The organism is Haladaptatus sp. HS23 (assembly GCF_056892285.1).
The window spans coordinates 12,320-30,935 of sequence record NZ_JBXGLH010000002.1 but is presented as its reverse complement, the minus strand read 5'-3'; the positions used below and the strand labels follow the sequence as shown (position 1 = coordinate 30,935).

20 protein-coding genes are annotated in these 18,616 nt (G+C 62.0%); 10 read left to right on the top strand and 10 right to left on the bottom strand.

The genetic code is table 11. The features are described 5' to 3' along the window. The first annotated feature begins 94 nt into the window (after positions 1 to 94). On the top strand, positions 95 to 688 hold the full coding sequence (gene rnhA / locus AC1XDK_RS06275; protein WP_483348958.1) for a ribonuclease HI: 594 nt from the start codon (positions 95 to 97) through the stop codon (positions 686 to 688). After that, entirely contained in the window at positions 681 to 1,238 is a 558-nt protein-coding gene (locus AC1XDK_RS06270; RefSeq protein WP_483348957.1) for a DUF7108 family protein, read from the top strand. Before rnhA ends, AC1XDK_RS06270 begins: the two co-directional genes overlap by 8 nt. Here the strand turns inward: AC1XDK_RS06270 and AC1XDK_RS06265 are convergent. Continuing rightward, the gene (locus AC1XDK_RS06265) at positions 1,219 to 1,575 is read right to left on the bottom strand and encodes a PadR family transcriptional regulator (RefSeq protein ID WP_483348956.1); all 357 of its coding nucleotides are present in this window, start codon (positions 1,573 to 1,575) and stop codon (positions 1,219 to 1,221) included. The genes AC1XDK_RS06270 and AC1XDK_RS06265 overlap by 20 nt on opposite strands. A gap of 214 nt (positions 1,576 to 1,789) precedes the next feature. Between AC1XDK_RS06265 and AC1XDK_RS06260 the strand changes: the two genes are divergently transcribed. The 4 genes from AC1XDK_RS06260 (at position 1,790) to AC1XDK_RS06245 (ending at position 5,844) form a co-directional block, all read left to right on the top strand. Continuing rightward, the gene (locus AC1XDK_RS06260; RefSeq protein ID WP_483348955.1) at positions 1,790 to 2,323 is read left to right on the top strand and encodes an inorganic diphosphatase; all 534 of its coding nucleotides are present in this window, start codon (positions 1,790 to 1,792) and stop codon (positions 2,321 to 2,323) included. A gap of 174 nt (positions 2,324 to 2,497) precedes the next feature. After that, a complete protein-coding gene (locus tag AC1XDK_RS06255; RefSeq protein WP_483348954.1) occupies positions 2,498 to 3,610 on the top strand; it encodes a DHH family phosphoesterase in 1,113 nt (370 codons plus the stop codon). A gap of 66 nt (positions 3,611 to 3,676) precedes the next feature. Further along, positions 3,677 to 5,023 (top strand): alkaline phosphatase family protein, encoded by a 1,347-nt coding sequence (locus AC1XDK_RS06250; protein ID WP_483348953.1) that lies wholly within the window; start codon positions 3,677 to 3,679, stop codon positions 5,021 to 5,023. 104 nt (positions 5,024 to 5,127) lie between these two features. Beyond that, positions 5,128 to 5,844 carry a GNAT family N-acetyltransferase gene (locus AC1XDK_RS06245; protein ID WP_483348952.1) on the top strand — a complete coding sequence of 239 codons (717 nt, stop codon included), beginning with the start codon at positions 5,128 to 5,130 and terminating at the stop codon, positions 5,842 to 5,844. Between the two features lie 36 nt (positions 5,845 to 5,880). Here AC1XDK_RS06245 and AC1XDK_RS06240 read toward each other — a convergent pair whose 3' ends face one another. Further along, positions 5,881 to 6,411 carry an SRPBCC family protein gene (locus tag AC1XDK_RS06240; RefSeq protein ID WP_483348951.1) on the bottom strand — a complete coding sequence of 177 codons (531 nt, stop codon included), beginning with the start codon at positions 6,409 to 6,411 and terminating at the stop codon, positions 5,881 to 5,883. 104 nt (positions 6,412 to 6,515) lie between these two features. On the opposite strand from AC1XDK_RS06240, the gene AC1XDK_RS06235 reads away from it, so the two are divergent. Continuing rightward, positions 6,516 to 7,265, top strand: coding sequence for an NAD(P)/FAD-dependent oxidoreductase (locus AC1XDK_RS06235; RefSeq protein WP_483348950.1), 750 nt, complete (start codon positions 6,516 to 6,518; stop codon positions 7,263 to 7,265). A 338-nt stretch (positions 7,266 to 7,603) separates the two neighbouring features. Here the strand turns inward: AC1XDK_RS06235 and sugE are convergent, their stop codons facing one another. After that, the gene (gene sugE, locus AC1XDK_RS06230) at positions 7,604 to 7,927 is read right to left on the bottom strand and encodes a quaternary ammonium compound efflux SMR transporter SugE (protein WP_231183761.1); all 324 of its coding nucleotides are present in this window, start codon (positions 7,925 to 7,927) and stop codon (positions 7,604 to 7,606) included. A 94-nt stretch (positions 7,928 to 8,021) separates the two neighbouring features. On the opposite strand from sugE, the gene AC1XDK_RS06225 reads away from it, so the two are divergent. The 3 genes from AC1XDK_RS06225 (at position 8,022) to AC1XDK_RS06215 (ending at position 12,239) form a co-directional block, all read left to right on the top strand. Further along, positions 8,022 to 9,944 (top strand): ABC transporter ATP-binding protein, encoded by a 1,923-nt coding sequence (locus AC1XDK_RS06225; protein WP_483348949.1) that lies wholly within the window; start codon positions 8,022 to 8,024, stop codon positions 9,942 to 9,944. A gap of 33 nt (positions 9,945 to 9,977) precedes the next feature. Then, positions 9,978 to 11,147, top strand: coding sequence for a bifunctional phosphopantothenoylcysteine decarboxylase/phosphopantothenate--cysteine ligase CoaBC (coaBC, locus tag AC1XDK_RS06220; RefSeq protein WP_483348948.1), 1,170 nt, complete (start codon positions 9,978 to 9,980; stop codon positions 11,145 to 11,147). Positions 11,148 to 11,213: 66 nt separating this feature from the next. Next, the gene (locus AC1XDK_RS06215; RefSeq protein ID WP_483348947.1) at positions 11,214 to 12,239 is read left to right on the top strand and encodes an NAD(P)H-dependent flavin oxidoreductase; all 1,026 of its coding nucleotides are present in this window, start codon (positions 11,214 to 11,216) and stop codon (positions 12,237 to 12,239) included. 4 nt (positions 12,240 to 12,243) lie between these two features. Here AC1XDK_RS06215 and mnhG read toward each other — a convergent pair whose 3' ends face one another. Genes mnhG through mbhE form a run of 7 tightly spaced genes read right to left on the bottom strand, consistent with a single transcriptional unit; the run spans position 12,244 to position 18,185 of the window. Beyond that, entirely contained in the window at positions 12,244 to 12,567 is a 324-nt protein-coding gene (gene mnhG / locus AC1XDK_RS06210) for a monovalent cation/H(+) antiporter subunit G (RefSeq protein ID WP_483348946.1), read from the bottom strand. Further along, complete coding sequence (locus AC1XDK_RS06205; RefSeq protein ID WP_483349842.1) at positions 12,564 to 12,833, bottom strand: MrpF/PhaF family protein; 270 nt, start codon at positions 12,831 to 12,833, stop codon at positions 12,564 to 12,566. Before AC1XDK_RS06205 ends, mnhG begins: the two co-directional genes overlap by 4 nt. A gap of 7 nt (positions 12,834 to 12,840) precedes the next feature. Further along, complete coding sequence (locus AC1XDK_RS06200; protein ID WP_483348945.1) at positions 12,841 to 13,431, bottom strand: Na+/H+ antiporter subunit E; 591 nt, start codon at positions 13,429 to 13,431, stop codon at positions 12,841 to 12,843. Then, positions 13,428 to 15,005 carry a complex I subunit 5 family protein gene (locus tag AC1XDK_RS06195; protein WP_483348944.1) on the bottom strand — a complete coding sequence of 526 codons (1,578 nt, stop codon included), beginning with the start codon at positions 15,003 to 15,005 and terminating at the stop codon, positions 13,428 to 13,430. Before AC1XDK_RS06195 ends, AC1XDK_RS06200 begins: the two co-directional genes overlap by 4 nt. Further along, positions 15,002 to 15,358 carry a sodium:proton antiporter gene (locus AC1XDK_RS06190; protein ID WP_483348943.1) on the bottom strand — a complete coding sequence of 119 codons (357 nt, stop codon included), beginning with the start codon at positions 15,356 to 15,358 and terminating at the stop codon, positions 15,002 to 15,004. Before AC1XDK_RS06190 ends, AC1XDK_RS06195 begins: the two co-directional genes overlap by 4 nt. After that, positions 15,355 to 15,816 (bottom strand): MnhB domain-containing protein, encoded by a 462-nt coding sequence (locus AC1XDK_RS06185; protein ID WP_483348942.1) that lies wholly within the window; start codon positions 15,814 to 15,816, stop codon positions 15,355 to 15,357. Before AC1XDK_RS06185 ends, AC1XDK_RS06190 begins: the two co-directional genes overlap by 4 nt. After that, positions 15,813 to 18,185, bottom strand: coding sequence for a hydrogen gas-evolving membrane-bound hydrogenase subunit E (gene mbhE, locus AC1XDK_RS06180; protein WP_483349841.1), 2,373 nt, complete (start codon positions 18,183 to 18,185; stop codon positions 15,813 to 15,815). The genes AC1XDK_RS06185 and mbhE overlap by 4 nt, the downstream gene beginning before the upstream one ends. Positions 18,186 to 18,616 lie beyond the last annotated feature (431 nt).

Genomic DNA, 18,616 nt, shown 5'->3' with positions numbered 1-18,616 from the left:
ATCCTTGGGCAAAACCTATATGTATCTGACACACTGTCACACACCACCTCGGTAGACCGGAATCTGTTTACTCGCACGCGGACGACTGTGGGCAATGCCAGTCATCGAGTGTGACGTGGACGAGGCACGCCGGACGCTCGCCGACGCCGGAATCATCGTCTCGGACGGCAAGTCCGAGTACGAACAGTGGCGAGCGAGACACGGCGATGCCGTCGCCATCGCATACGACGACAAACTCGTGATTCAGGGAGCGAACCCGCAGGACATCGAGGCGATACTCCGCGACGCCGGCGGACACGCCTATCTCTACTTCGACGGAGCCAGTCGCGGAAACCCCGGTCCGGCGGCGACCGGATGGACCATCGTCACCAGCGACGGAATCGCGGCGGAGGGCGGAACGAAAATCGGCCGGGCGACGAACAACCAAGCCGAGTACGAGGCGCTCATCGAGGCGCTCGAAACCGCGAGCGACTACGGGTTCGACTCCGTGGACGTGAAGGGTGACTCCCAGCTCATCGTCAAACAGGTGACGGGGGCGTGGAAGACGAACAACCCCGAACTCCGCGAGCGGCGGGTCCGTGCGCGGGAACTGTTGGACAAGTTCGACAAGTGGTCCCTGAAACACGTTCCGCGGGAGGTAAACGAACGCGCCGACAAGTTGGCAAACGAGGCGTTAGACGATGGCTGAACTGCCGGACGACACGATTTCGGAGGCGGAACGACTGACCCACCTCGCCCGTGACCGGGAGGATGGGGAAGAGAAAGCGGAGGCAGAGGCGTATCGAAAGGAACGGGAACGACTCCTCGACGAACACGGTTTCGTGGCGCGAATCCGCGAGGAGAAAACGCGGACCGTGTTGGTCCTCCATCCGGACGAGTGGGTCGAAGACGGGACCATTCGCGTCGAGCGAATCGAGGACACGGACCGAGCGGTCGAAATCCCGCTCACCGGTGCGGGCGACCCCGACGACTGGGACGAAATCGACGAACACAACCGCGCCGTCGCGGAGCGCGTCCGTGACGAACACGGCGATATCCACGGCGCGAACGCGGAGGCCTTCGCGGACTTCATGGGCAACCACTACGCTCGGCCGGTCGAGTCGGCGACGAGCGTCGAGGTGGACGAGTTTCTGACGGAGTACTTCCCGCGGAACGCGTGGCCGAGCGAGGAGCAGAAAAAATCGGTACAGGAGTCGGTCGAACTCGTGTTTGACTGCGTCAGTCGTACTTCTCGATAAGCGCACGAACTTTGTCCGCACGCGCATCGTCCGTGATGAACTTCGAGAGTGACCACGCGAACGAGTCCTCGACGGCTTCGAGTCCGTCCTGACTCAGGCCGTACTGGTTGGTTCGCTTGTCGAGTTCGCTCTTTTCGACCAGTCCGCGCTCGACGAGCGTGTCGAGGTTGGGGTACAAGCGACCGTGGTTCACTTCCTCGTCGTAGTAGTTCTCCAGTTCTCGCTTGATAGCGAGTCCGTACATCGGTTCCTCGGTGAGGACGATGAGGATGTTTCGCTGGAACGCGGTGAGGTCGCGGGCGGTACTGCTTTCGGTGAGTGTTTGTGCCTCTGACATTGGCTTTGACACGACGGAATATGTAACCGAGATATTTAACCCTTCTCAAGTTTCTTGGTGTTTCTCCGTTCTTTCCGTCGATTTTAATGCTCTACACATACCCATCGACTGCGGAAGGGTGTCACAGTTATGAGTGGTTTCACGAGCACAAATCGCCTGTTTACGCCCATCCCGAAAGGACTTTTTGGTCTTCCCGTCGAGTTCAAAGCGACCCATGACGAATCTCTGGGAAGACCTCGAGACGGGCCCGAATGCCCCCGAGGAAATCTACGCAGTTGTTGAGTGTCTCAAAGGCGACCGCAACAAGTACGAATACGACAAGGACATCCCCGGTGTCATGCTCGACCGGGTCCTCCACAGCAACGTTCACTACCCCGGCGACTACGGGTTCATCCCGCAGTCGTTCTACGACGACGAGGACCCGTTCGACGTCCTCGTCCTCGTCGAGGACTCGACGTTCCCCGGCTGCGTCATCGAAGCCCGCCCCGTCGGCATGATGAAGATGGACGACGACGGCGAGCAGGACGACAAAGTCATCGCCGTCCCCATTGAGGACCCGCGCTTCGACCACATCGAGGACGTAGAGGACATCACACAACAGACGAAAGACGAGATAGACGAGTTCTTCTCCACGTACAAGAACCTCGAAGCCGGAAAGGAAGTCGAGACGCTGGGTTGGGAAGACAAGCAGGCCGCGTACGACGCCATCGAACACTCCCAAGAGCTGTACGACGAGAAGTTCAACTGAGCAACGTATTACGTTCAGATATTCTGACTCGTCCTCCATTTTTAGAGGACTCCGAATACCAACACAGAGGATGTTGTGTGAGGGTTTTAGGATTAAGAGCTAACGAATATCACATAAAGATGCCATTGTATACACCCGGAATTTTATACGAGTGGGGAGAGCTATGCGTTAGCAATGCTCGCCGGACTCGTCACCGATAACGCACCCGTCGTCGCCACGGCACTCTTCTTGCTCCTCTCCGGTGGCGGCGTCCTGTACGCGACCCAATTTCGGTCGTTAGGTCGCACTCGGACCGCGGAGTCGGCCGAAGCGCTCCGGGACGTCGTCGCCGGACAGAACCGCGTCGCGCTCGTCGTCCCGGAAAGCCCGAGCATCGACTCGTTGGCGGCGGCGGTCGGCGTTCAATCCCTCTGCAAGGATTGGGGTGTCGCGGCACGGCTCGCCGCCGAAGGGGAGATAACTGGCGAGGACAGCAAGGCGTTTTGCAACATCTTCGACATCGACGTAACCGTCCTCGACGAACACGGTGAAGGACTCCCGAACTGCGACGGTGGAATCGCTATCGGCGGCGGCGGTGCAGTTCCCCGTCTATCGAACAACCCTCCGGTCCTCGCCGTCGTTCGTCATCGACCGGCCGCCGAGGAGAACATTCTCGCGATTACACGCACCGACGATGGTGCGACGTCGACCGTCGTGACCGAACTCGTACGCGAAATCGACTTCGTTCCCGACCAACGCGTGGCGACCGCACTCCTCTACGGGATTCGTGCCGGGACCCGCGAGTTCCGCCGGGCGAACGGGTTGAACGACTACGACGCCGCCGGATTTCTCCACACCTACGCCGACCTCGGGCGAATCGAGGAGTTGCGTTCGCCGGGCGTCAGCAGCGACACCTTCGACGTCCTCGGTGAGGCCATCGCCAGTCGGGAACGCCGGGCGAGTTTCGCCGTGGCGAACGTCGGCGTCGTTCCATCGGTGAGCGCATTAGAGGAGGCTGCGGACTCCCTCCTCAGACTCGAAGGCGTTTCGACGGCCGCGGTGTTCGGCCTCCACGAGGAGACCATCGTCATCTCCTGCCGGGCGGAAGACGTGCGTACCAGCGCGGTGGACATCCTGACGGGTGCATTCGACCCGAGCGAAACGACGGGCGGAAACGCGGATGCCGCGACGGCACGGGTTTCGCTCGGCATCTTCGCGCGGGTCGATTCGGAGCATGCGAACACGCTGGACTCGCTCATCGACACGAGTACGCGGAAGGCGTTGTTCACCGCGTTCGAGAGTTCGTAGACGAAAACTTGAGAGGTTGTAGCATGGAAACGAAGGTTCTTGTAGCCGCCTGTGGTAGAGCGGCGTATGGGTCTATTCGATAGGCTTCGTGGAGACGACGCTCCGCGGGTAGCCTTCTTCGGCATCGACGGCGTGCCGTACAGTTTCCTGAAGGAAAACGCCTCGGAGTTCCCCAACATCGCGTCCCTCGCGAGCGAGGGAAGCGCCGGAGCGATCAACAGCATCGTTCCGCCGGAGTCCTCCGCCTGCTGGCCGACGCTCACGACCGGAACCAACCCCGGCCAAACGGGCGTGTACGGCTTCCAAGACCGTGAAGTCGGTTCGTACGACACGTACGTCCCAATGGGTCGAGACGTGCAATCGACGCGCATCTGGGACCGCGTGACGGACGCGGGCCGGGACGCCACGGTGATGAACGTCCCCGTCACGTTCCCGCCACAGCGCAACGTCCAGCGGATGGTCTCGGGATTCCTCTCGCCCGGCGTGGACAAGGGTGCCTACCCCGACGAGATGCGGGATTACCTGAACTCCATCGACTACCCCATCGACGCGAACGCGAAGTTGGGACACAAGGAGGACAAATCCGAGTTCATCCAGAACGCACACGACACGCTCGAAGCCCGCTACGAGTCCTTCCAGCACTACATCGACGAGGACGACTGGGACCTCTTCTTCGGCGTCTTCATGACGACCGACCGCGTGAACCACTTCCTGTTCAAACACTACGAGGAGGACGGCGAGTACAAAGAGGAGTTCATCGAGTTCTACCAAAAGCTCGACGAGTATCTCGGGAAGCTCCGTGACTCGCTTCCGGACGACGTGACGATGGTCGTCGCCAGCGACCACGGCTTTACGAGCCTCGACCACGAGGTTCACTTCAACTCGTGGCTCGAACAGGAGGGCTGGCTCTCCTACGAGGACGACGACCACGAGGAGTTGGGCGACATCAGCGACGACACCGAAGCCTACTCGCTCATTCCGGGTCGGTTCTACATCAACCTCGAAGGCCGCGAACCGCGCGGTAGCGTCCCGCAGGACGAGTACGAGGAGAAGCGCGCCGAACTCAAGAAGGAACTCGAAAACCTCGAAGGGCCGGACGGCGAGAAGGTCTGCTGGCGCGTCGTGGAGAAGGAAGATGCGTTCGACGGCGACCACGAGGACATCGCACCGGACCTCGTCGCCATCCCGAACCACGGTTTCGATTTGAAGGCCGGATTCAAGGGCCACGACGAGGTGTTCGGCGTCGGTCCTCGCAACGGCATGCACAGTTTCGACAACGCGACGCTGTTCGTGGACGACCCGAACGCGAACGTCCCGGAGGACACGGACCTCCTCGACATCGCTCCGACCATCCTCGACCTGATGGAAGTCGACTACCCGTCGAGCGAACTCGAAGGCCGTAGTCTGGTCTGAATCGGCGATTTCGTTTTCTTTTTAGGCGATAGCGACCCCGAGCAGTGAGTCGTTTTCACATCCCCACCGAAAACTTTCCTCGATGGGTGAAATATCGGTCAACAGTGACGCTCTCCCCTGGTACTCTCGACTCGCTCGTCTCGTACTGGGCGACCCGCCTCGGCGTCGACGATGACGCGTTCGGCCGAACCGGGGTGACGGTCAGTTCAGCTGACGAAGGCGGAATACAACTGTTTCAGCGCGGGGAGACGCTCGTCGTCGGTGCGCCGGAGTCGTACGTTATGGAAGTGCGCAAACGGTTCACCTGTCGTGATTCGTCGGTCGTGACGAAAGGGAACGCTCTTCTACGGAGACTCGACCCCCTCGGTACCGTGAGCGCCGTGTTCGGCCCGACGTTCTACGGTTATGCTGATGAGGGGTCGTTCGTTCCCGTCGCTTCGGATACTCGCTTGCTGACGGAAACCGACACCTCCGCTTACGAGCGATTTCGTACGAAGATTCCCGACGAAGAGTGGGAAAACGGTGGGCCACAGCGTGGTTCCGGTACGGTCTTTGGCCTGTTTGATAACGACGAACTCATCGCCGCCGCAGGATACACCGTGTGGGACGACTTCCTCGCACATATCGCAGTCGTCGTGCATCCGAATCACAGAGGGAAGGGACACGGTCGTTCCGTCGTTTCCCGAGCGACAGAGCAAGCGCTTTCCGACGGGCTATTGCCCCAGTACCGAACCTCGGACGAGTGGCCGTGGTCAGTCGCGCTGGCAGAAAGCCTTGGCTTCGAGCGGTTCGTGACTGCAACACTGGTTCGGTTGGAGTGACGTTCGGATTCGGTATCGTTAGAACGAGAACGAAACTCAGACCGAGTTCGGTTTGCTGTGAATTTCGAGGTTCACGTCCCGCGGTTGGCCCTCCAAATCCGCGACGATGCGTTCGACGACTTTCTCGGCTTCGGTAAGCACCAGTGGTTTCACCTTGTTCACGACCCACCCGAGCGAGACGAACGCCGGAAGGTTGAGCATTCCCGAACTTGCCGAGTCGGCGTCGAAGCGGATGGAGAGCCAGACCCGCGAGGCGGTTTCCTCGCCGTCGGGTGCCTCCTCGGGAACTTCCTCCACCCGCCAACTGCCGTGGGCGCGGATGTCCTTGATTATCTTCCAGTCGATGCGGTTCGGGCGGTCCAGTTCCGTCACCTCGGAGCGGACGGTGTACTGGATTTTCCACCACTTGAGGTGTATGTCGTACTCGGTTCCCGGCCCGCCGTCGCCCTCGTACGTGACTCGCGTGAGGTGTTCCGAGTAGTTCGCGTACCCCGGAAAGTCGAGCAGGAACTCGTAGGCCTCCTCCGGCGGCACGTAGACGACGGTACTGAGTTCGAGGTGGTCCACGCGTTTCGATTCTGTTCGACTGAAAGTAAACATTCCGGCGAGATAGCGACGCGCACGACCGTCCACTCTAAGCGTTTATACCATCCCGCCGACAACCACCGACCATGACGGACTACGACGTGCTCATCATCGGCGGCGGCGTCGCGGGACTCTCCTCGGCCACGTTCACCGCGCGCGCCGACCTCGATACGGGAGTCGTGAACGACGGCGTTTCCATCCTGTACCGCAACGCGATTTTGGAGAACTTCCCCGGATTCCCCGCGGGAATCGACTCGCGATTGTTCTCCCTGATGCTCCAAGAGCAGGCCGAACGCGCCGGATGCGCGCGTCTCGGCGCCAAGGTCACGGACGTGGACCACGCGGACGACGGCGGGTTCGTCGTCGAAACGAACGGCGGCGAGGACGACGGCGAGACGATTTCCGCGGAACGAATCGTCATCACCTCGTGGTCGGACTCCTCGTACCTCGACGGGTTGGACCTCGAACTCGAAGAGTCGGGAAGCAAGCGGTACGTTCCGGTGGACGACGACGGTCGAACCGACGTCGAGGGACTCTACGCCGCCGGTCGAATCGCAAAGCAGTACCACCAAGCCATCGTCTCGGCGGGCCACGGGTCGCAGGTCGGCATCACGGTAGTACACGACGCCGACCCCGATTTCTACCACGATTGGGTCGTCCCCGAGGGCTACTTCACCAACCGCGACCGCGACGTTCCGGAGGGCTGCGAGGAGATTTCGGAGGACGAACGCCAGCGCCGCGCGCGGAAGGCCCACGACCGCCTGCGCGACTATCTGGAGGAGTGGGAGGACGAGCGACCGGTTCCCCACCCGAGTTTCGTCGAGAACGTGAACTGAAACGTACGGGGTGGTGTTTTTCGTGAGGTCGTGGATGATTGTGGTGTGAGCGCAGTCGTTTCAGCGGACGCTTCGAGAGTTTGCCCTCGTTCGTATGGTACGGCGACTGCTTGTCGATATGACGCCTATGTGAGCAACTACAGACGGCAAACGACCGCAACCGCGACAACCACACCCTCCCCAACCGACTCCCTCCCCGCATCGCTCCCCCGGTCGTCCACCGTCAGAGCACGCTCTGACGAGCCACTCGTTCGTTCCGTCGTCACTCACGAAGACCTCGCACGCTTCAACGGAACGGCGCGCCCGGGGTCGTTCAGTCCCTCTCGACGATTCCCATCTCAGTGTCCACCCGAGGAGAGATGCAGGCCGACGATGCCGACGACGATGACGCCGATGAAGGCGACTCGGAGCAGGTCGGCGGGTTCGTCGAACAGGACGATGCCGAGCGTCGCGGTGCCCACCGCGCCGATGCCCGTCCAGACGGCGTAGGCGGTGCCGACGGGGAGCGTCTGGAGGGATTTCGCCAACAACACCATGCTGACCGCGAGCGCGACGACGGTGGCGACGGAGGGCCAGAACTTCGAGAAGCCATCCGAGTACTCCAACCCGATGGCCCACGCGACTTCGAACACCCCAGCGACTATCAGCACCTTCCACGACATACCGGGTTCTCTGGACGGGCGACGGCTATGTCTTGCGTTCCCAGCCTGCCGAAACCCGTGCCTCTTTACGAATCCCTTTTGAAGCGTTTACAGAATGAGTGCCGACGAGGTGGACCCGGAGGAGTTGGGGGAGTCAGTGGAGCGGCCGATGCTACGGCTATTCACGGAGTACGGCGGCGACCACTTCCACTGGTTCGTCATCGGGGTGGCGACGAGCATGGCCACCAGATTCCTCTCGCTCGTCCCACCCCTCGTCCTCGGCGTCGCGTTGGACGCGGTGTTCAACGGCACGCGTGCCTACGAACTGCCGCTCCTGCCGGACGCGTGGATTCCGACGGCACGGATGGCCCAGTTCTGGTTCTCGGCCGAAATCATGGGCGTTGCGATGGTTCTCGCGGCGGTGTTCAACTTCGCCCGGGCGTCCAGCCTGAACCTGTTCTCCCACCGCGTGAAACACGAGGTTCGAACGTCGACGTATCAGTGGATGCAACGCCTCGACATGCGGTTCTTCGACGACCACAAGACCGGGGAACTCATGAGCATCCTGAACAACGACGCGAACCGCCTCGAACTGTTCCTCGACAACATGATGGGGAGCGCCATCCAACTCCTCGTCCTCATCATCGGCATCGGTTGGCTGCTGTTCGATATGAACGCGCAGTTGGCCCTCGTCACGCTCTCCATCATCCCCGTCGCCGCCCTGTTCACGTGGTGGTTCATGAAGCGCATCGAGGCGTTTTACGCGGACGTTCGGTCGTCCGTCGGGGATTTGAACACGCGATTGGAGAACAACCTCGCGGGAATCGAGGTCATCAAAACCGCCGGAACCGAGTCGTTCGAGGACGAGCGCGTCCGGCAGTCCTCCTACGAGTACTTCAAGCGCGACTGGCAGGCGCTTCGGACGAACTTCGTCTACCGCCCCGGCATGCAGTTGCTCACGTCCGTCGCCTTCGCCGCCACGTTCGTCGTGGGCGGCTTGTGGTTTCTCGCCGACCCGCCGCTCGGCATTTCGGGCCCGGCACCCACCGTCGGGGACCTCGTCACGTTCCTCATCCTCACCCAGCGCATGGTCGAACCGCTCACCCAGATGAGCGAGGTGGTGGACCGATACGAGGACGCGAAGGCGTCGACCAAGCGTATCTTCGGTCTGCTGTCGATTTCCCCGGCCATCACGAGCAGTCCGGACGCCGTCGAACTGGATTCGATTCGAGGGCGCGTCGAGTACGACCACGTGGACTTCGCCTACGAGGACGGCGAAGAGGTCCTCTCCGACGTGACGTTCACGGCAGAACCGGGAGAGACGGTCGGACTCGTCGGCCCGACGGGGGCCGGGAAGTCCACGATTTGCAAACTCCTCCCGCGCCTCTACGACGTGACGGGCGGTGAGATTCGCGTGGACAGCCACGACGTACGAGACATCACCGTTCAGTGCCTTCGAGAACATATCGGCTACGTCGGACAGGACACCTTCCTGTTCGACGGCACCGTCGAGGAGAACATCGCGTACGGGGCGTTCGACGCGACGGACGACGAAATCGAAGAGGCGGCGAAAGCCGCGGAGGCACACGAGTTCGTCACCAACCTTCCCGACGGCTACGACACGCGGGTCGGCGAGCGCGGCGTCAAACTCTCGGGCGGCCAGCGCCAGCGGGTTTCCATCGCGCGGACGATTCTCGCGGACCCCGAACTCCTCGTGTTGGACGAAGCGACGAGTGCGGTGGACACGGAGACCGAAATGCTCATCCAGCGCAGTCTTGACAGGCTCACCGAGGACCGCACGACGTTCATCATCGCCCATCGCCTCTCGACGGTGAAGGGGGCGGACGTCATCCTCTCGGTCGAAGACGGCAAAATCGTGGAGCGCGGTACTCACGAGCAACTCCTCGACGGAGACGGACTCTATGCCGACCTCTGGCGCGTGCAGGCCGGGGAAATCGACGCGCTCTCCGAGGAGTTCGTGATGGAGGCGTCCCGGCGTGCCAGCGCGAGTCAGCTGAGTCAAGAGTCGAACCAGTGACTTTTTTCGGGGTACACCACCCAGTACCGGGTAATGTTGTCCGGAGTGAACGTGGCGTTGGGGGTGACGGGAAGTATCGCGGCGGTGAAAGTGGTCGAACTGGCACACGAACTGCGCAGGCGCGGCGCGAACGTCCGTGCGGTGGTGTCGCCGAGCGCGACGGGAATCATCAACCCGTGGGCCGTCGAGTTCGCCACGGACAATCCGGTCGTCACCGAAATCACCGGAAAGGTCGAACACGTCGAACTCTGCGGCCGCGATGGCTGGGCCGACGTGCTCCTCGTCGCACCGGCCACGGCGAACACGGTCGGAAAGATAGCCGCCGCGGTGGACGATACGCCGGTGACGACGTGCGCCACGACGGCGCTCGGTGCCGACGTTCCGGTCGTCATCGCCCCGGCCATGCACGAACCGATGTACGACCATCCGGGCGTTCTCGACGCCATCGAACGCGTCGAGTCGTGGGGCGTTGAGTTCGTCTCCCCGCGAATCGAGGAAGGCAAGGCGAAGATAGCCACCGAGGACGCCATCGCGCTCGACGTCGCCCGCGTCACGACGCCGGACCTCCTCGACGAAAAGCACGTCGTCGTCACCAGCGGCGCGACGAGCGAGGCCGTCGACCCGGTTCGGATTTTGACGAGTCGCTCCTCCGGAAAGATGGGACGGGCGGTCGCCCGCGCCTGCTACGTCTACGGTGCGAACGTTGCGCTGGTTCACGACGGTCCGGGTGTACCCTACGCGACCGTGGAGAACGTCGAAACCAGCGCCGAGATGCTCGACGCCGTGGGACAGCACGTCGACGGGCTTCCGGCGGACGCCCTCGTTTCCGTCGCCGCCATCAGCGACTACACGGCCGACGGTGCCGACGAAAAGATTCGCTCCGGACGGGAGTTCACCCTCGATTTGCATCCGACGCCGAAGCTCATCGATACGGTTCGAGCGGAACATCCCGACCTCCCCATCGTCGGGTTCAAGGCCGAAACGAGCGGGGACGACGACGCGATGGTCGCCGCCGCGCGCGAGACGCTCGAACGGGCGAACCTCTCGTTCGTCGTCGCGAACGACGCGAGCGTGATGGGTTCTGACGGGACGAGAACGTTGTTCGTCCGCGAGAACAGCGTCCGCGAACACGGCGGGAGCAAGGACGAACTCGGATTCTACGTCGCAGAAGAACTCGCCCGAGAGGTTACGAACGACGCGTAGCCACCGGAGAACGGTTCGGGTCGCCAGAACCATGGGAACGCCGTTCATGGTTGGACACGTGTTCCAATGTCACGGCTCTCGACACCCCTTACCGACACGCTCGGAATCGACGTTCCAATCGTCCAGGCACCAATCGGGAGTGCCACGTGCCCCTCGCTCGTCGCTGGCGTCGCCGACGCGGGCGCGCTCGGAACCCTCGCGGTGACGTGGCGTGACGAAGCGACCACCCGAGAACACCTCACTGAAATCGAACGCCGAACCGATGGTCGCTTCGGGGTCAACATCGTCGCGGATTCGTCCGCAAAGGAGATTCCCACGGCCGCACACGTCGATATCTGCCTCGATGAAGGTGTGGACGTGTTCTCATTTTCCTTCGGTGAAGCCGCACCCTTCGTGGACCGAATTCACGCGGAAGGTGGAACCGTTCTTCAGTCCGTCGGCAGCGCCGAGGAAGCGCGGAATGCGGTCGAAAACGGCGTCGATATCGTCGTCGCACAGGGCTGGGAAGCGGGGGGACACGTTCAGAGCGACGTCGCAACGATGCCGCTGGTGCCGCGTGTCGCGGATGCAGTTCCCGACACGCCGGTCATCGCCGCTGGCGGTATCGCGGACGGACGGGGAATCGCGGCCGTCCTCTCGCTCGGAGCGGATGGCGCATGGCTTGGAACGCGTTTTCTCGCCACGAAAGAGGCACACGTACACCGGCGGTATCGACGGCGCGTTCTCGAAGCGACCGAGACGGCAACCGTCCATTCGACCCTGTTCGACGAAGGTTGGCCGGACGTACCCCACCGAGTCATCGAGAATTCGACCGTCGAAGAATGGGCGTCCGCGGGCACCCCCGAAACTGACCGACCCGGTGATGGAGATATCGTCGCAAAAACACCGGACGGAGACCCCGTTCTGCGATACGAGGACTCGCTCGCGGTTCCCGGCATGGACGGAGACGTGGGAGCCTTACCACTCTATGCGGGCCAGAGCGTAGGGTTGACCGAGACGGTCCGCTCGGCGGGCGAACTGGTGTCGGTGTTGACGGAAGAGACGATGGACGCGCTCGAACGGATGAACGACTACCGAACGGTAGACGAGTAAGCCGCTACTCGTCGCCGGGCCATTCGGCGTCGCCGAAGAACTCGATGCCCATCTTCTGCGCCGAGCGAGAAATCATGTGGGCACCGGTCGGCGCGGTCAGGAACAGAAAGATGATTCCCACCAGCGAGGTGAGTCCGGCCCCCTCCGGGCCGAAGTAGACCAGACCGGCGAGGAAGAGCGAGGCCGTTCCGAGCGTCGTCGCCTTGCTGGTCGCGTGCATTCTGTTGTACACGTCGGGAAGCCTGAGGAGGCCGACCGTGCCGACCACGAGGAAGAAACTCCCGACGGTGATGAGCAACGTGATGACGATTTCTTGAACGATGTTCATTCGATGATGTCCCCTTCGATGACGTATTGTGAGACCGCGATGGTGCTGATGAACCCGATGATGGCGAGAACGAGGCTCACCGTGACGAACAACCCTTCGCCGGTTTGGAGCGCGTACAGGACCGCGATGGCGACCACGTTCGTCCCGATGGTGTCGAGTGCGACAACCCGGTCGGGAACCGTCGGTCCCTTGATGACGCGGTAGCCGGCGAGCAGGGTCAATCCGCTCGCGATGACCAGTCCGATTTTCACCGCGAGGGAGAACATCGCGGCTTCAGTTGCCACGCTTGACACCTCCCTCGGTCGGTTCGCCGCTCGCGTGGGCCATCGGAAGCTCCGGTATCGGGTCGCCGGGTTTGCCCTCCTCGTCGAAGATGACGAGGGCGTAATCCTCCCACGTTCGAATCGGGTCGACGATGTCGTCGATGTCCGTGGCGTCGATGCTGTGTACGTAGAGCGCGTTCGTCTCCTCGTCGTAATCCATGGTTATCGTCCCCGGCGTGAGGGTGATGCTGTTCGCGATGGTCGTTATCGCCCCGTCCGTCTGCACTCGGAGCGGGACGACGACGACGCCCGGTTCGATGGGCATGCTCGGCAGGAGGACGCGGTAGGCGACGTCGAGGTTCGCCAAGATGAGGTCCTTGATGAACACGACGATGTACAATCCGGCGTAGGGAAACGCCTGCACGCTCCGCGTGACGTTCGTTTCCGGCGTGTAGAACCGCCGGAGCATGAACGCGATGAGCATGCCGAACGCGAGACCGATGAGAAACTCGCCGAGTATCCTCGTCGGGTCGAGCGTGACACCCCTGACGAACAGCCAGAGGACGGCGAGAACGACGCCGATGACGGGCCACTTCTTCATGCCGACCCACCTCCGAGGACCGCCTGAACGTACGCCTGTCTGTGAAGCGCGGCGGATGCCGCCGCCTCCGCCGCCCGATACACCGGGTCGAACCCGATGCCCACGAGGAGGACGAGGGCGGCGAGTCCGGCGAGGACGACCACGCCGGTCGGCGCACCGCCGTTCTCGACCATCGGGCTCACGGCACCCCAGAAGCCCCGGTTCCACGCCCGCGAGAAGTACGCGATGGTGAGAATCGCGCCGAACAGCGCGATTGCGAGCGCGACGTATGCGCCCGCATCACCGGCGGTACGGAAGACGAGGAACTTCCCGAAGAAGCCCGAGAGGGGCGGAATCCCGATGAGCGAAAGCGCCCCGACGAAGAATACGGCCGAGAGAACCGGTTCCTTGCGGGTGAGGCCACCGAGGTCGGCAAAGCGCGTCGAACCGACCGAGGAGAACACCGACCCCGAGGCGAGGAAGAGGAGGCCCTTCGCCAGCGCGTGGTTCAGCGCGTAGATGAGCGCGGCCGTGATGGCGAGGAGTCGGACGCCCTCGTTTGCGGCCGTCGCGCCGATGGCGAGCGGCAGAACGATGAACCCGACCTGTCCGATGCTGGAGTAGGCGAGCAGGCCGTCGATGTCGTCACGACCCACCGCTCCGAGGCCGCCGAGTAGAATACTCGCGCTCGCCATGAGGAACATGACCGGACCGAAAAAGTCCAGTGTGGACGTGCCGGACAGGCCGGGCAGACTCAACCCGGCCGGAATCGACAGCGACGAGAAGACCGTGAAGTACAGCCTGATGATGGCGTAGATTCCGACCTTCTTCACGACGCCCGCGAGCATCGCGGAAACGGGTGCGGGTGCGGCGCTGTACGCCGGTGGAACCCAGAACTGGAAGGGTGCCAGCCCGGACTTCAGCGCGAACACCGTAAACAGGAGCGCCGACAGGCCCAACACGGGAAGCGGTGTGATGCTGTTCGCCGCCGGGTTGGCGAGTCGGTGTGCCAAGTCGGCCATGTTGAGCGTCCCAGTGGTCGAGTAGATACCACCGATGGCGAGGAGCATGACCGCGCTCCCGATGAGGTTGAGGACGACGTACTGGAGCGCCGCGCGGGTGTGCTGTGGTCCGCTGTAGAACACCACGAGGACGTAACTCGACATGAGCATCACCTCGAACCAGACGAAGAGGTTGAAGATGTCGCCCGTGAGGAACGCGCCGGTCACCCCGACCAGCATGAAGTGATACAGCGGATGGTAGGACAGGCGCTGGCCGAACTCGTCCACGTACTGCACCGAGAAGACCATCGCGGCGAACGAGACGATGGCGGCGAGGCCGAGCATGAACACCGACAGCGGATCGGCGACGAGCGTGATGCCGAACGGAGCGGGCCAGTTGCCGAGTTGATACGGGATGGTTCTCGCCGCGCCCAACGGGTCCACATCGGTCCAGAGCAACGCGACGATTGCGACGTACGCCGCGCTGCCGAGGAGACTGATGGCGCGTTGGACGGTCGAATACCGCCGGAAGACGAGCGTCAGAATCGCCGTCACGAGCGGAACAAGGAGCGGTTCGATGACGAGTTGATTCATGTGGAGTCACCCAATTCGTTGAGGTCGATAGTGCCGTGTTCTTGGTAGACGCGATACGTCAGGACGAGCGAAAACGCCGTCGTCCCGAACCCGATGACGATGGCCGTCAGGACGAGGGCCTGCACGACCGGGTCGGTGATGTGGCCGCCGCCGTGGGTGCCGTGACCGAAGATGGGGACGCTTCCACCGAGTTTACCCATCGTCACGAGATAGACGTTCGCGGCTTGACTGATGATGGTGACGCCCCAGATGACGCGAATCACGTCCCGCCGGAGGACGAGGAACGTTCCGAGGGTGAACAACACCCCGAGGACTATCGCGAGTATCAACTGCGGGTTCGCGGCTTCGCTCATTCGGAACCCACCACCGAGAGTATCGTCAGGAGCGCGCCAACGACGACGAAGTAGACCCCCGTATCGAAGGCGAGCGCGCTTGCAACCTCGAAGTCGGTGTAAATCGGGAAGTGGAACACTTCGTACGTTTGGTTCATGAAGGCGTCACCGAAGGCCATCGCCACCAGACCGCTTCCGGCGGCGAGGGCCAAACCGAACGCGAACATGGTCCGGTAGTTCTCCACGATGCCGTGTTGGAGGTGTTCGACCGGCCCGCGAACCATCCGGTGGAATATCTCCTCTTCGAGGAAGTCCAAGCCGTAGATGATGTAAATGAGGGCGAACGCCGTCGTCGTCAGGACGCCCGCGATGAACCCGCCGCCGGGGTGGTTGTGTCCCTGCAACATCAACGCGACCGCTGTGAGGAAGATGAGCGGGACGACGGTGCGCGTAACCGTTCGTGTGATTATGGTCGTCATTGGGTTTCACCTCGTTCCCGCATGGCGATCAGCGTCAACACCGAGAGGGCGGCCATCGCGATGACGGAAATCTCGCCCATCGTATCGAAGCCACGGAAGTCCACGAGGATGACGTTCACGATGTTGTGGCCGCCCGCCTCCTTCACCGTGAAGTCGTATTCGAGGAACTTCGAGGCGATGGAGTTCGGGTTCGCCACCGTCGTGACCAACACCGTGACGAACACGGTTGCGCCGACGGCGACGGAGAGGACGCCGTCGCGAATGGCGCGACTGCGTTTTATCTCGCCGTAGAACGTCGGCAGACGGTCCAAGACGAGGAGGAAGATGACGAGCGAGAGCGTCTCGACGACGAGTTGGGTGAGCGCGAGGTCCGGCGCGTCAGCCAGAATGTAGAATATCGCCACCATGAATCCGAGAATCGAGAGCGTCAGCACGCCCGAGACGTGCGACGGTGCGATGCTGACAGCGAACGCACCGACCACGGCGACGCCGAGGACGAGCGCGAGGGAGGGCGTCATACCGGGAGCGAGGCCGAAACTCGGAAGCGCGACGCCCGCCGCCGCGTACCCGCCGAGGGCGAGGAGCGTCACCGCCGTCAGCGACCACGTCGCGTAGGTGCGAAGGAGGCCGGTCTGGATGTGCGGAATCGTCTCGACGCTCGCGTCGTTCAGGCCGTACACCGCGTTGTCGTACCACCAGTTCGCACGGAGCGGGTTGACCGTGAGCAAGCGGTTGATGCCCCGATGTAGGTCGTCGTAGTACTGATAGGCGACCAACCCGACTCCGATGGTTATCGCACTCATGGTCGCGGCGGGCGTGACCGACGTCGGAAGGTGGTAGCTGAAGTGAACCGCTTCGGCGGCCTCGGCGGTTGCCGCGGGCGGAAGGGTACTCTCGACCACGCTTCCGACGAAGCCATTGAGCGCCGACGGTGCGACGCCGAACGTGTCCGTCACGCCGCCGAGTCCGATGAGCGCCGCGATGGTTCCGAGGATTGCCGGGGGAACCAGCATGGTCAGCGGCGGGCGGTGAACGTGACCCAATCCCTTCGGTTTCTCGCCGAAGAAGAGCATCATGAACCGTATCGAGTACAGGAACGTGAAGACGCTCCCGAAGACGGCCACGACGGGGAACAGCCACGCGAGTCCGCCGTGGATTTCGGCCGCGTGGTAGGCCGACTCGAAGAGGAACTCCTTCGAGTAGAAGCCGTTGAACGGCGGCACTCCGGCCATCCCGAGTGCCGCGACGACGGTGATGGCCGCCGTGATGGGGAGGTCACGCCACAGTCCGCCGAGGTGCTTTATCTTCCGAGTTCCCGCCTCGTGTGCGATGATACCGGCGACGAGGAACAGTGCGGCCTTGAACATCGCGTGGTTCAGAATGTGGAACGCGCCCGTCTCGGCACCGTACTCGGAGGCAAACCCGAACCCGGCGACGATGAGTCCGAGGTGGCTCGCCGTCGAGTAGGCCAACAGTTCCTTGATGTCCGTCGCCGCGACAGCGAGGATGGCCGTAATCGTCATCGTCGCCAAGCCGAGCACCGCGAACAGCAACATCCAGTCGGGGATGACGTGTATCTCCTCGGGGAGGAACAGCGGGCGGAAGCGACCGATTAGGTAGACGCCCGCCTTGACCATCGTCGCTGAGTGGAGGAACGCGGAAACCGGCGTCGGCGCTTCCATCGCGTTCGGCAACCAGATGTGAAGCGGAACTTGCGCCGACTTCGCCGCCGCACCGACGGCGATGAGTGCGAGCGCGGGAACGAACAGTCCCGCCGCGTGGAGTTGTTCGTTCGTCATCGCCGCGTTCGTGAGGATTCCGCCCGGCCCGAACATCGCGAACGTCCCCGAGATGTGATTGATGAGGATGAACCCGATGAGCATGAACAGTCCACCGGACACGGTGATGAGCATCGACTTCCGGGCAGCGTACTGTGACGACCGCCGGTCGGTGTAGTGGCCGATGAGGATGAACGACGACAGGCTCGTCAGTTCCCAGAAGACGAACAACGAAATGAGGTCCGCCGAGAACGCCACGCCCAGCATCGACCCCATGAAGGCCAGCAGCGCGGTGTAGTACTTCGCCTTGCCCGGTTCGCCGTGCATATACCCACCGGAGTAGGTGAGGATTAGCACGCCGACCCCGCTGGCGAGGAAGCCGATGAGCAAGGAGAGTCCGTCCACGTAAAATCGGAGCGAAACCCCGAGCGAGGGAATCCATTGGAAGGAAACCGAGTAGGGAGCCGTGCCGAGTTGGCTTGCGACCATCCCGAAACACGCGAGCGCGACCGCCGCCGCGTAGTAGGCGGTCCGCTCACGGAGGACGCGGTAGACGAGTGGGGTCACCACCGCCGCCGCGAAGGGAAGCATCACCAGCGCAAGCACAACTACGGCTGTCGGGTTCGATGGTGATTGCACACACGAGAATGGCGATGGACGTACCTTAACAGTTCTCAAAACTGTGTGCTCTTTGCGGCGAATTTCGAATCAAACTGTCAAATTTTACTGGGATTACGAACCGTTCGGCGGATAATCCATCTATTATGACACCAATCGGTATGTTCTGCAGTCGAAATACCAACATTGCACCAGATATACATCGATAATGAGCAGTTGTCTTCAGGAATTCATCTCCAGGCACACATTTAATTTCAAGAAATATGTCATCTACTTTTGAGTGAATATATACAGCCATATCTTTATTAGTCATTAGTAGTAAGTCGTCTTATAACGCGCATACCATCCGAAAACTGCAAATATAAATCAGGTTCGAAACTATCCTGTTTCATATATTTGGAGAT